Raw genomic sequence first — 12,993 nt, 5'->3', positions numbered from 1 at the left:
GGGGTGTTGGACGCCCGACCCCCAAGAGCCCGCCATGAATGACACAGCCTTGCTTGACCTCTTCACCAACGATATCGGCACTGCCGAGCAATTGCTTGAGCTGATCGATAACGAATTCCAGGCCCTCACCGAACGCGACCTGCCGCGCCTCGATAGCCTTCTCAGCGAAAAACAACCTCTGCTTGCCCTGCTTCAGCAGCATGGCAACGATCGCAGCCGCCTGCTGCAAAATGCCGGTCTGAGTGCGGATCGCGAAGGACTCAACGCGCTGGCGAGCAAGTCCTCCGTGGGCGATCAACTGCTGGCGCGTAGTGAAGAGTTATCCGCTCTGCTGCAGCGCTGCCAGGAGGCCAATCTGCGCAATGGGCGCTTGATTCGCGCCAACCAGGCCTCGGTCGGCAGCGTCCTCGGCATTCTGCGCGGCGCAGAGACACCCGGCCTCTATGACAGCCGCGGCGGTGCCGCTAGAATCGCGCAGCAAAGACCGCTCAGCCAGGCCTGAGCCATCCCCCAACAAAAAGCACAGGGACATGCAGGCACTCTGCCAGTATGCTAGTGCCGTTATAGCTCATGAACCGGAGAGTTCCGTCCTGTGTCCAGCGCGTTCAACGACGAGAGCGGTCCTCAGCCGCCCAAGGTGCTCAAGACATCCGTCGAGATCATTGCCATCCTGCGTCAACTGCAACAGAACCATGACCCCCTGATCATTCAGTTCAAGGGGCGCGACCTGCGCTTCCAAAGCTACCTGGTTGAAATCGATAAAGACCGTGCGCGCTTAGCGCTGGACGAGATCATCCCTAACGATGGCGAACGTTTTCTCAAGCAAGGCGAAACCTTCAACGTCGAGGCGTTCCGCGACGGGGTGCGAGTAGCCTGGACCTGTGATCACGACGTGCGGCTTGGCGAGCTCGAGGGAGCCCCCTGCTACTGGGCGCCGCTACCCAGTGAGGTAATCTATCACCAGCGCCGCAGTGCCTTCCGTGCAACTCTGAAGCAGAGCGATCTGATCAAAGTCGTACTCAGCGGCGACAAGCTGCGCGAGCCGCTGGCAGGTCATCTGCTGGACATCTCGGCCACCGGCTGCAAACTGCGTTTCGCCAGCAACCTCAGCCAGCAATTGAGTAATGGCCAGGTACACGAACGACTCACCGCCTATCTGCCCTTCGGCAACATGACCTGCGCCGTGGAGTTACGCCACGTGCAATACGAGGACAAGGTCGACATGACGTTCGTCGGCACTCGTTTTCATCGCTTGAACGGCCTTGAGCAACGTCAGGTCGAGCGCTTCGTCTATCAGCTGCAACGCGAGGCGCGTCGCACCGAGAGCGACGGCCCCTTCTGAGCCCACCCCCTCCATTCGCGCAAAGCCCGATGGGTGGGCTTCAGTCCACCAAGGGAGGCCGCCGTGGGCTAAAGTCCACCCTACAAAGTCTGGCGGCGGACTACCCCCGCTTCACGTCCGGCTCAACCTCCTCCTCGCCCGCCGCAGCTGGCTCCTGCATCTGCTCCTGTACCGTCTGCTCATCGACCCGCGGGTCGAGAGCGGCGACCAGTGGCGAGCTGGTTACGTTGCCGGGCATGGCCATATGCTGCAGCGGCGCATCATCGACCTGATGCAGGTGGGTCACCACTTCAGGACGAATGCGCCAGACCAGAATCAACGCGCAAACGCTGACGAACACATAGAGCATGTTGGCGCCGTAGAAACGCATCAGCACACCGGCCAGCAGCGGGCCGATGCAGGCGCCCACGCCGAAGGTGACCAGCAGCATGGCCGTCAGTGACACGCGGCGTTCCGGCTCCACATGGTCATTGGCCAAGGCCACCGCCAGTGGATAGAGACTGAACTGCATCAGACTGACCAGAAAGCCGACACCGAACAGCAAGCCGATGAATACCTCCGGCAGTGCCGCCAGCGGCAAGGCCGCCAGCAGCAGCAAGACCGAGCAGCCGCGAATCAGCCGCACCCGGTCATGCCGATCGGAAAGCCAGCCTAGCGGCCACTGCACCAGCAGGCCGGCGAGAATGCAGCTGCCCATGAACAGGCCGACCTGCTCGGTCGACAGGCCCATCCGCGTGGCGTACAGCGGCGCCAGACCATAGAACGAGCCGATCAGCAGACCGGCCACCGAGATGGTGGTCAGCGACAGTGGCACACGACTGAGGAAGAAACGCAGCTCCAGCGGCGCCGGGTGCAAGGGGGCCGGGTGCAGGCGCCGGGTCAGTGCCACCGGCACCAGGCACAGCGCGAAGCACAGCGCCACCAGCATCAGCAGCTCCAGCCCTAGCGTCGGGTGTACGACCAGAGCCAACTGGCCAAGGATCAGTCCCAGATAGGAGGCCGCCATGTAGCCACTGAACACCAGGCCCCGCTGCTTGGCTTCAGCCTGCTCGTTGAGCCAGCTCTCGATGACCATGTACTGGCACATCATGCCCAGGCCCACCAGCATGCGCAGGAACAGCCAGAATGGCAGCCACTCGATCAGCCCATGGCCCAGCACAGCAGCCGTGACTACGCCGGCACAGGCCACGTAAGCACGGATATGCCCCACCCGACCGATCAGTCGATGCCCCAGCTTGCCGCCGAGCACAAGGCCAAAGTAATTGGCCGCCATCAGCGCACCGACCCAGAGACCATCCACGGTGTCAGCCAGACGCAGGGCCAGGTAGGTACTGAGCAGGCCAGAGCCGAGCAACATCAGCAAGGTGGCGAAATAGAGCGAGCGGAATGACTTCCAGATCAAGCGCATTGACGGGTAAAGCTCCTTGTGCACGGAAACCGGGAATGGCGGCGGGCCTGCGCGGCTAGGACGGCGCCCTTGGGGCGTGCGGGCGATGCAACTTTCGATGCCCTGGAAAACGAACAGTTCGATTGCCAACTCATCACGATTCAGACGCTCGCTTGCGCCGCACAGGGTACAGCGTAGCCTCAATTCTTCCTGTTCTTCGAGCGACCACGGGTCACACCCTGCCAGCCGCAGGTTTGCTGATCCGCCCCGGCAACTACCTGGCAGAGCCGGCAGACAAGCCTTGTAGAGATGCGACATGGGCTTGCGCCCTGTCGTCCAGATGCCCGTCCAGCGCACGAACCCCGATCCGGCTGTGCTAGAGTCGCGCGCTATTTTTTCGGCCTGCTCTCCATGGCACTACCGAAAAACCTCTCGAACCAGGCCCGACGCCACTTGCAACGCGCCCAGCAACCAGAGAACTCGCGATGTCCCAAGCCCTTCACCCTGCCCTGCAGCTACTCAACCGCACCAGCCTGGTGACGCAGATCATCATCGGCCTGCTGGCAGGTATCGCTCTGGCCGTAATCGCCCCGCAGGCAGCACTGTCCGTCGGCTTCATCGGTAACGTGTTCGTCTCGGCGCTCAAGGCCGTCGCCCCGGTACTGGTGTTCATCCTGGTGATGTCGTCCATCGCCAACCACCAGCAAGGCCAACAGACGCATATCCGCCCGATCCTGCTGATGTACCTGATCGGTACCTTCAGCGCCGCCCTGGTCGCGGTGGTGGCCAGCTTCGCCTTCCCGTCGTCGCTGGTACTGAGCAGCCAGGCTGCTGAACTGACGCCCCCCGGCGGCATCGGCGAGGTGCTCAAGACGCTGCTGATGAACGTGGTCGACAACCCGGTCAATGCCCTGCTGAATGGTAACTTCATCGGTATCCTGGCCTGGGCTATCGGCCTCGGCTTCGCCTTCCGCCATGCCAGCGCCGGTAGCAAACAACTGCTGGGCGAACTGTCCAACGGTGTGACTGCCATCGTCAAGCTGGTGATCCGCCTGGCGCCGCTGGGGATCTTCGGCCTGGTCGCCGCCACCCTCGCCGAATCCGGCTTCGACGCCCTGCTCGGTTATCTGCACCTGCTGGTGGTGCTGGTCGGCTGCATGCTGCTGGTGGCCCTGGTGGTCAACCCGGCGCTGGTGTACTGGAAGATCCGTCGCAACCCCTACCCGCTGGTGTTCACCTGCCTGCGCGAAAGCGGCATCACCGCTTTCTTCACCCGTAGCTCGGCCGCCAACATTCCGGTCAACCTGCAACTGAGCCAGCGCCTGGGCCTGCACGAAGAAACCTACTCGGTCTCCATTCCGCTGGGCGCCACCATCAACATGGCCGGTGCCGCCATCACCATCACCGTGCTGACCATGGCTGCAGTGCACACCCTGGGCATCCCCGTCGATCTACCCACCGCCCTGCTGCTGAGCGTGCTGGCCTCGATCAGTGCCTGCGGCGCATCCGGTGTCGCCGGCGGCTCGCTGCTGCTGATCCCGCTGGCCTGCAGCCTGTTCGGCATCCCCAATGACGTGGCCATGCAGATCGTCGCCATCGGCTTCATCATCGGCATCGTTCAGGACTCGGCAGAAACCGCGCTGAACTCTTCCACCGACGTGCTGTTCACCGCCGCTGCCTGCATGGCACAAGAGCGTAAGGACAGCTGAGACCCATCGCGTTGATAGCAAGGCCCACCTCGCGTGTAATGCTGTTGACTTAAGCGGAGTAGCCTTGCGATCCACCGGGTAGCGGGTCTATGAAATCTTCACCGTCCTTGCTCTTGATGGCCTTGGGCGGTGATCCAGAAACAGCCCACCGACTCCTGCCCTCAACGCTGATAAGCGTTGTCCTGTTGCTGAAATCGGGTTGGCCGCTGCCATCACGATCAATTGCACGGCGATGTAGTGGGCCACCGGCTTGAAGCGGATGTCGCTTGGGGAGCGGCCAAAGGCGACGGCTGCCTGACTGGCTTCACGACGAATGATGTTGCAGGCCAGCAACAATCCCCCAAACCTCTTGGTAGATCAGCTCCTTTACAGGCAAGAGCAGGCCGAATCGGCCTTTTTGAGGCAGGACGCCGGAACACAACAGGTGTTCATTGCCGCCCGTGTTCCTGTCTATTCGCTCTTGTGTTCCATCGCTGAAAGCCCCGTGGTTACTGGCTCCAAGCATTCTAGGAACACCAATCACACCAAGAACAAGGAATTTTTCAGGGGGATGGGTTTGCATGCTCAAACCGACTTGCCGAAGTTGACCGGCACCACGTTGCCGACCCATTCCCAACGGTGGGCGAAATCGTATGGGGTGACGTGCTGCTGCCGGTTGGCATCGAGGTAGTCGGCCCACCACTGGCACATCAGCCGGCGTTCCTGCAGGTGCTCTGCCTTGTGGATGTAGGCGCCACGCACCGTGTCGCGCTCTTGGTGGCTCATCTGCCTTTCAACGGCATCCTTCGACCATAGCCCCGACTCCACCAAGGCGGAACAGGCCATAGTGCGGAAGCCGTGGCCGCACAGATCAACCTTGGTGTCATAACCCATACGGCGCAGGGCCTTGTTGATGGTGTTCTCGCTCATGGGCTTGTGGTGGTAATGGTCGCCGGGGAACACCAGATCGAAACGGCCGGTAAGCTGGCGTACCTGTTCCAGCAGCTCCAGTGTCTGGCGGCTCAGCGGTACCAGGTGCGGAGTCCCCATCTTGGCGCCGCGGTGGGAGAACTTGACGCCCTCGATGGCCTCGCGCTGGCCGGGTATCTCCCACATGGCCCGGACGGTGTCGATCTCACTCCAACGGGCAAAACGCAGCTCGCTGGAGCGGATAAACACCAGCAGGGTGAGCGATACCGCATGCCGGGTCAGCGCCCGGCCGGAATCGGCCTTGATACGCTGCAGCAGCTCGGGTAGGCGATCCAGTGGCAAGGCGGGCCGGTGGGCACTCTTGCGGGTGGCCGTGGCGCCCACCAGGTCGTTGGCCGGGTTACTGTCGATCAGCCCATGCTGCCTTCTCGCGCGGCTTGGCAGCCTCACACTTGGAATCTGTCAGAGGGGTGACTGGGCGTGCCATAGGAATACGTACCCTTATCGAACCGGCGTATCCCTAAACGTCTTCCTAAAACGTGGATATGTACAGAGACAATAGTAGACAGCCGGATACAACAAAGCCGGCTCAAGTGGCCGGCTTTACTGGGATTCGTAGACTTCTATAGACAGATAGAGTCAATCATTTGGCGTCCCCTGCTGGAATCGAACCAGCATCTAGCCCTTAGGAGGGGCTTATTCTATCCGTTGAACTAAGGGGACACGGCCGTATTGGCAACGGCCGGGCCGCATCTTAGCGGCGACACGCGCATTTGTCATGTCGCCACCATCCACTTCCTAGGGCCTGTTGCCGTTTTACATGGGCAACCATAGGAAGGCGCAGGCCATGGCCACCACGCTCTCGTAATTTCTCTTGAGCTTGTCGAATCGTGAGACCACCTGTTCGTGCTGATCGAAGTCGACGTGATTGAAGACGGACATCGGGTTACCTCGGTTATCTGGTCGTAAAAAGCCGCCCCTCTCCCGTACGGGAGAGAGTGGCAAAAGGGATGGTTTTGCAGCTCAGGCAGCCGGTTCGAACAGCTGCACAGCGGCGATCTCGCTGACGGTCAGGCGTGCCTTGAGCTGCGTCGCCTGCTGACGCGCCTTGGCCAGTGCCGCTTCCTTGACGTGACCGTAGCCGCGGATCTGCTCGGGAATCTCGGCCAGCGCCACCGCCGTGCGGTAGTTACCAGTGTTGAGCTCGGCGAGCAGGTAGGCCACGTTGGCTTCGTACTCCTCGATCAGCTCGCGCTCCAAGCGACGCTCTGCACTGTGGCCGAACGGATCGAGCACGCTGCCACGCAGGAACTTGAAGCGCGCCAGCACGCCGAATGCCTTGAGCATCCAGGGGCCGAAGCTGCGCTTGCGTGGCTGGCCGGTAACCGCATCGGGCTTGCTCAGCCAGCTCGGCGCCAGGTGGAGCTGCAGCCGGTAGTCACCTTCGAACTGGGCTTCGAGCTGCTTGCGGAAGGTGGCATCGCTGTACAGCCGCGCCACTTCGTACTCGTCCTTGTAGGCCAGCAGCTTGAAGTAATAGCGTGCTACGGCCTTGCTCAGGCGCTGCTGCGCATCGGTGTCGACCTTGCGCACACGCTCGACCAGCTCACGGTAGCGCTCGGCATAAGCGGCATTCTGGTAGTCGTTCAGACGCTGCATGCGGTCGGCGACGATTTCCTCCAGCGTGCTGCAATGCGGCGCTTCGACGACCTTGGGCGCGGCGAGTTTTTCCACCGCAGCCAGATCATGTGCGGCGCGACGGCCCCAGAGGAAGGCCTGCTGGTTGAGTTGAACGGACACGCCGTTGAGCTCGATGGCCTTGTTCAGCGCTTCGGCCGATACCGGCACCAGGCCCAACTGATAGGCATAGCCGAGCATGAACAGGTTGGTGGCGATGCTATCGCCGAGCAGGCGAGTGGCCAGGCGAGTAGCGTCGACAAAGCGAGTCTTGCCCTCGCCCACCGCCTCGCTGATCGCCTCGCGCATGGCTGCGCCGGGCACCTGGGCGTCCGGGTTGCGGGTGAACTCGGCAGTGGCCGCCTCATGACTGTTGATCACCGCATGGGCGATCTTGTCGTTGAGCTTGGCCAGCGCCTCTTCGCTGGACGACACCACCAGGTCGCAACCCAGCAGCAGGTCGGTTTCCCCGGCGGCGATGCGCACCGCGTAGATGTCGCTCTGCCGCGTGGCAATACGGATGTGGGTGATCACCGGGCCGAATTTCTGTGCCAGGCCAGCCTGGTCGAGCACGGTGCAGCCCTTGCCTTCGATGTGCGCGGCCATGCCCAGCAGCGCACCAACGGTGGTCACGCCACTGCCGCCGACGCCGGGCAGGAGGATGTTCCAGGGCCGGCTCAGAGCCGGTTGCTTGGGCTCCGGCAGGGCGATGAACAGCGCACCGAGGCCAACGGCCTCGGGCTTGCGCAGGCTGCCGCCGTGCACGGTGACGAAACTCGGGCAGAAGCCCTCCAGGCAGCTGAAGTCCTTGTTGCAGGCGCTCTGGTCGATCTCGCGCTTGCGCCCCAGTTCGGTTTCCAGCGGCAGCACCGACAGGCAGTTGGATTTCACGCTGCAGTCGCCACAGCCTTCGCACACGGCCGGGTTGATGAAGGCGCGCTTGGCCGGGTCGACCATCTTGCCGCGCTTGCGCCGACGGCGTTTCTCGGTGGCGCAGGTCTGGTCGTAGAGGATCACCGACACGCCCTTGAACTCGCGCAACTCGCGCTGCACGGCGTCCAGCTCGCGGCGGTGATGGAAGGTCACACCGGGTGCGAAGGTGGCGCGGGTCGGGTACTTGTCCGGCTCGTCGCTGACCAGGGCAATGCGCTTGACGCCCTCGGCATGCACCTGCTGACTCAGTTGGTCGATGCGCAGTTCACCGTCGATGGGCTGGCCGCCGGTCATGGCCACCGCGTCGTTGTAGAGAATCTTGTAGGTGATGTTGACCCCGGCAGCCACGGCCGCACGCAGGGCCAAATGGCCGGAGTGGAAGTAGGTGCCGTCACCGAGGTTCTGGAACACGTGCGGGGTGTCGGTGAACGGCGCCTGGCCAATCCAGGTGGCGCCCTCGCCGCCCATCTGGGTGAAGGTGTCGGTGCTGCGATCCATCCACTGAGTCATGTAGTGGCAGCCGATACCGCCGAGGGCACGACTACCTTCCGGCACCTTGGTCGAGCTGTTGTGCGGGCAGCCGGAGCAGAAATGCGGGGTGCGCACGGTCTTGTGCTTGGGCGCGGCCAGCGCCTTTTCCTTGGCATCGAGAAAGGCCAGGCGCTCCTCGATGGTCGGGCTGCTATATATCGGCGCCAGGCGCTTGGCGATCACCCGGGCGATCATTGCCGGAGTCAGCTCGCCCAGGTTGGGCAGCAGCGAATTGCCCTGCTCATCGAACTCGCCGACCACACGCGGACGCTTGCCCACCGGCCAGTTGTAGAGCTGACCGGTGAGCTGGTCTTCGATGATGCTGCGCTTTTCTTCCACCACCAGGATTTCGTCCAGGCCTTCGGCGAACTGGTGCACCGAGACTGGTTCCAGCGGCCAGCTCATGCCGACCTTGAGCACGCGCAGGCCGACCTTGGCGCACAGCGCCTCGTCCAGGCCGAGGTCATCCAGCGCCTGGCGCACATCGAGGTAAGACTTGCCGGTGGTGATGATGCCCAGACGCGGGTTGGGCGAATCGAGCTTGACCTGGTTGAGGTTGTTGGCCAGGGCAAAGGCGCGTGCAGCGTAGATCTTGTAGACGTTGAGGCGTTTTTCCTGAGCCAGGGGGGGATCGGGCCAGCGGATGTGCACGCCGTCTTCGGGCAGTTGGAAATCCTCGGGGATCCTGATCTGGATGCGCAGCGGGTCGACGTCCACCACGGCCGAAGAGTCGACGTTCTCGGCAATGGTCTTCAGCGCCACCCAGCAACCACTGTAACGCGACAGCTCCCAGCCGATGATGCCGTAGTCCAGCACCTCCTGGACGTTGGCCGGGTTGAGCACCGGGATCGACGCGGCGATGAAGGCGTGTTCGCTCTGGTGGGCGATGGTCGAGGATTTGCAGCCATGATCGTCACCGGCCAGCAGCAATACGCCGCCGTGCTTGGAAACGCCGGCCGAGTTGCCGTGCTTGAACACGTCGCCACTGCGGTCGACGCCCGGCCCCTTGCCGTACCACATGGCGAACACGCCGTCATAGCGGGCGCCGGGGAACAGGTTGGCCTGCTGGCTGCCCCACACTGCGGTGGCGCCCAGCTCTTCGTTGACGCCGGGCTGGAAGTGGATGTGGTTTTCCTTCAGGTACTCGCGCGCATCCCACAGACTCTTGTCCAGACCGCCCAGAGGCGAGCCGCGATAGCCGGAGATGAAGCAGGCGGTATTGAGTCCGAAGGCGGCGTCACGCTGCTTCTGCAGCATGGGCAGGCGAGTGAGCGCCTGAGTGCCGGTCAGGTAGAGGTGACCAGTAGCGAGGCGATATTTGTCATCCAGGCGGATTTCGGCCAGTGACATGGAGCGCTCCTTTTATTTTTATGGCGAGCACAAAGGAGCGCGATGGTAGACACGCTCCATTGGTTTCCACAGCAGGATCACTGCGACGGATTTGCCTAAAGCATGACCGGAGGGTTCCGCTTTTTTCTTTCTATTTTCCAGTAGCAAAGGCAATACTCCGCATGATCCTTCCAACAATCACAATAAATTGGAAACAATCATGCAGGACAAGCTCAGCCCCATCGACCGGCGGATTCTCCGCCTGCTGCAGCACAATGCCGACCTCTCCGCCGCCGAGGTGGCCGAGAAAGTCGAGCTGTCGCAGTCGCCCTGCTGGCGACGGATCAACCGCATGCAGGAAGAGGGATTGATCGAACGCAAGGTCGCCCTGCTCAATCACAAGCGCCTGGGCTTCGGCATCACGGTGTTCGTCGACATCAAGCTGTCGGCCCACGGGCGCGGCAATCTGGATGAGTTCGAGCGGGCCGTGGTCGGCTACCCGCAAGTGCTGGAGTGCTACAGCATGGCCGGCGGCTCGGACTACCTGCTCAAGGTGGTGGCCAAGGACATCGCCGATTACGAGCGTTTCCTGCGCGACCACCTGCTGCAGCGCCCGCATGTGCACGAGGCGCACTCACATATCGCCATGAGCGAGGTCAAGCGCACCACCGAGTTGCCGCTGGATTAACGCCCTGGCCTGCGCGTCCGCCAAGCGGCCAGCAGCGATGGGCCGAGCGCGGTGAGTGCCGAGCCAAGCACCACCACCACGGCGCCAGCGTAGGCGATCCAGTTGACCTGCTCAGGTAGCACGTGGTCCGGCCACCAGGTCGAGGCCAGGGCCACGGAGACGAAGGTCACCAACGGGGTCAGCGCCAGGGTCGCACTGACCCGTGAAGCCTCCCAATGCGCCAGTGCCTCGGCGAAGGCGCCATAGGCCACCAGGGTATTCAGGCAGCAAGCCAGCAGCAGCCAGCCTTGCAGCGGGCTCAGTTGCAGCGCTTGTAGCGGCTGCGCCCAGGGCGTCAGCAACAGCGCACAGGCCAGGTAGATAACCATCATCACCTGCACCGAATTCCACGAGGTCAGCAGTTGCTTCTGCGCCAGGCCGTAGAAGGTCCAGACGAAAGCAGCCGCCAGCACGGTCAGCACCCCGGTGGTATAGGTGGTCAGCGAGGTCAGCAGCTCACCCAGGCGCTGATTGAAGAACAGGCCGAAGCCCAGCAGCATGACCATCAGGCCAAGCGCCTGGCCCAGACTGAAACGCTCGCGAAAGACGAACAGGCTGCTGATCAGCAACAGGATCGGCGCCACCTGGATCACCAGTTGCGTGGTACCGGGGCTGAGCAGGTTGAGCCCGACCAGGTACAGCACGTAGTTGGCCGTCAGCCCGCCAATGGCCAGCGCCAGCAGCCAGCCGCCCTTGCGTCCCAGCGGCCGGAAACGCGGTAACCGACGGCTCGCAGCCAGGTAGGCAAACAGCAGCGAACCGGCCACGGCCAGGCGATACCAGGTGACCGTTACCGGGTCCATGACCTGGAGAACTTCTTTGAGTTTGATTGGCAGGATGCCCCAAAGCACCGAAGTGATCAGGGCCAGCAGCAGGCCGTACATCCAACGGCCGGAAGAAATGTGCATGACAACCTCTGGCAGGCAGCCGACAGAGCATGTCGGCCACAGCAGAGCATTCTAGGAGAGGCCAGCACACCGACACAGCAACAGTTCAGCACAGTTGCCGAGCGAAACTGTACTGATCGGCAACCCCGAAACGCCAGCCGACCGGCGCCAATAATCCATAAAATCTGCTAAAAGCCTCTAACAGGCAGCCAAAATCTACCATCTGTCGTTTTGCCAAGCACCTCGCATTGGCCACAGTAGACTCAGATTATCCAGAACCTGCAGATGGAGCTCTCACCATGTTCGGCCAACGCGATATCGACCCCCAACCGGGCACGCATTACCGCAGTTCACGCCTGAGCGCCGTCAACGGCCAATACTTCTTCGCCACTCGCGAAGGCACGCTGGAAGGCCCCTACCTCTCCCGTCACGACGCCGAACAGAGCATCGTGCGCTATATCGAGCGCATGGTCATGGCCGACAAGCTGATGCGTCATAGCAGCGAGCACATCGACAACCTGCAACGCCGCGAAGCGATCAAGCACAATCAGGAGCTTTGAGCGCTCCCACCTACAGACGCGCCAAGCCCAAATCCCCCCGATGCGCCGCGAGATGCGGCAGCACTGCGGCCAGCAAAGGCTCCTTGAAGGCATCCTGAAAGCGATGCGCCAGGCCCGGAATCAACTTGAGTTCGGAGCCCTTGATATGCGCAGCCACGTGTACCCCATGCATTACCGGCAATAGCGGGTCGGCCGTGCCGTGCACCACCAGCGTCGGCACGTTCAGGCGATTGAGCAACTCGACCCGACTCGACTCGGCAAGAATCGCCAGCAGCTGACGCTGCACGCCTTCGGGATTGAAGGCGCGGTCATAGGCCTGTTCAGCCTGATGCAAGAGCAAGGCACGATCATCATGCACCGACGGGCTACCGAGGGCCGCCAGCAAGTCTGCCTGCTGCTGCAGAGCGGCCTCGCGACTCCCCGCCTCGCGCCTTGCCAGCAGCGCCACCAGCGCATCGCTGGGTGCAGGCAGTCCTTGAGCACCCGAGCTGGTCATCACCAGCGTCAGACTGAGAACGCGCTGCGGCGCCAGATCGGCCAGGTGCTGGGCGATCATGCCGCCCATGCTCGCACCCAGTACATGGAAGTTGTCGACGCCCAGACGATCCATCAACCCCAGGGCATCGCCCGCCATGTCGCGCAGGTGATAAGGCGCGCCGAGCGAAAGGCCCAGGCGATAGCGCAGTACCTCGTAAGGCAGGTTGATGCTCGGCGCCGGCCGCCGCCACGTGCTCAGCCCGACATCGCGATTGTCGAAGCGCACGACGCGAAAGCCCTGCTGACACAGGCGTTCGACCACCTCGTCAGGCCAGTGGATCAACTGTCCGCCCAGCCCCATCACCAGCAGCAGCGCCGGGTCGCGCTCACTGCCGATGCTTTGATAAGCCAGACGCACCTCACCGACATCCGCATAGCGGGTCGGCTCGGACAGGTCGCAACGATTGGCCGCAAAAGACGGCAAGCCGCAAAGCAACGCGGCCAGGAAAATTAATGCACGCATGG

General features: G+C 62.5%; 9 protein-coding genes, 1 tRNA gene and 3 pseudogenes. 5 read left to right on the top strand and 8 right to left on the bottom strand.

Annotation, left to right across the window (positions count from 1 at the left end):
- Nucleotides 1-34: 34 nt before the first annotated feature.
- Together DBO86_RS18590 and DBO86_RS18585 are read left to right on the top strand one after the other, a co-directional pair.
- Nucleotides 35-502, top strand: a complete 468-nt coding sequence (locus tag DBO86_RS18590; RefSeq protein WP_108234483.1) for a flagella synthesis protein FlgN — start codon at nt 35-37, stop codon at nt 500-502.
- Between the two features lie 90 nt (nt 503-592).
- Complete coding sequence (locus DBO86_RS18585; protein ID WP_108234482.1) at nt 593-1,342, top strand: flagellar brake protein; 750 nt, start codon at nt 593-595, stop codon at nt 1,340-1,342.
- Nucleotides 1,343-1,442: 100 nt separating this feature from the next.
- Here the strand turns inward: DBO86_RS18585 and DBO86_RS18580 are convergent, their stop codons facing one another.
- Nucleotides 1,443-2,750 (bottom strand): MFS transporter, encoded by a 1,308-nt coding sequence (locus tag DBO86_RS18580; RefSeq protein ID WP_108234481.1) that lies wholly within the window; start codon nt 2,748-2,750, stop codon nt 1,443-1,445.
- 464 nt (nt 2,751-3,214) lie between these two features.
- Here DBO86_RS18580 and sstT point away from each other — a divergent pair, with 464 nt between their 5' ends.
- A complete protein-coding gene (sstT, locus tag DBO86_RS18575; RefSeq protein ID WP_003460683.1) occupies nt 3,215-4,438 on the top strand; it encodes a serine/threonine transporter SstT in 1,224 nt (407 codons plus the stop codon).
- An 87-nt stretch (nt 4,439-4,525) separates the two neighbouring features.
- On the opposite strand, the pseudogene DBO86_RS18570 reads toward sstT, so the two are convergent.
- The 5 genes and pseudogenes from DBO86_RS18570 to DBO86_RS18550 form a co-directional block, all read right to left on the bottom strand.
- Nucleotides 4,526-4,802, bottom strand: a pseudogene (locus DBO86_RS18570) (IS4 family transposase); the annotation flags it as partial.
- 200 nt (nt 4,803-5,002) lie between these two features.
- Nucleotides 5,003-5,770 (bottom strand): annotated as a pseudogene (locus DBO86_RS18565) (tyrosine-type recombinase/integrase); the annotation flags it as partial.
- Nucleotides 5,771-5,995: 225 nt separating this feature from the next.
- Nucleotides 5,996-6,070: transfer RNA gene (locus DBO86_RS18560), tRNA-Arg, on the bottom strand.
- A 93-nt stretch (nt 6,071-6,163) separates the two neighbouring features.
- Nucleotides 6,164-6,256, bottom strand: a pseudogene (locus DBO86_RS18555) (IS5/IS1182 family transposase); the annotation flags it as partial.
- 114 nt (nt 6,257-6,370) lie between these two features.
- On the bottom strand, nt 6,371-9,838 hold the full coding sequence (locus DBO86_RS18550; RefSeq protein WP_108234480.1) for an indolepyruvate ferredoxin oxidoreductase family protein: 3,468 nt from the start codon (nt 9,836-9,838) through the stop codon (nt 6,371-6,373).
- Between the two features lie 199 nt (nt 9,839-10,037).
- Here DBO86_RS18550 and DBO86_RS18545 point away from each other — a divergent pair, with 199 nt between their 5' ends.
- Nucleotides 10,038-10,505, top strand: a complete 468-nt coding sequence (locus tag DBO86_RS18545) for an Lrp/AsnC family transcriptional regulator (RefSeq protein ID WP_099523185.1) — start codon at nt 10,038-10,040, stop codon at nt 10,503-10,505.
- Here the strand turns inward: DBO86_RS18545 and DBO86_RS18540 are convergent.
- Nucleotides 10,502-11,452 (bottom strand): DMT family transporter, encoded by a 951-nt coding sequence (locus DBO86_RS18540; RefSeq protein ID WP_108234479.1) that lies wholly within the window; start codon nt 11,450-11,452, stop codon nt 10,502-10,504. The genes DBO86_RS18545 and DBO86_RS18540 overlap by 4 nt on opposite strands.
- Nucleotides 11,453-11,730: 278 nt before the next feature.
- On the opposite strand from DBO86_RS18540, the gene DBO86_RS18535 reads away from it, so the two are divergent.
- Complete coding sequence (locus tag DBO86_RS18535; RefSeq protein WP_108234478.1) at nt 11,731-11,991, top strand: DUF6316 family protein; 261 nt, start codon at nt 11,731-11,733, stop codon at nt 11,989-11,991.
- A gap of 10 nt (nt 11,992-12,001) precedes the next feature.
- Here DBO86_RS18535 and DBO86_RS18530 read toward each other — a convergent pair whose 3' ends face one another.
- On the bottom strand, nt 12,002-12,991 hold the full coding sequence (locus DBO86_RS18530) for an alpha/beta fold hydrolase (protein WP_108234477.1): 990 nt from the start codon (nt 12,989-12,991) through the stop codon (nt 12,002-12,004).
- Nucleotides 12,992-12,993 lie beyond the last annotated feature (2 nt).

It is taken from the genome of Ectopseudomonas oleovorans, from assembly GCF_003052605.1.
Taxonomy (GTDB): Bacteria; Pseudomonadota; Gammaproteobacteria; order Pseudomonadales; family Pseudomonadaceae; genus Aquipseudomonas; species Aquipseudomonas oleovorans_A.
The sequence above is the reverse complement of the archived record's forward strand: the minus strand, read 5'-3'. Positions and strand labels throughout refer to the sequence as shown.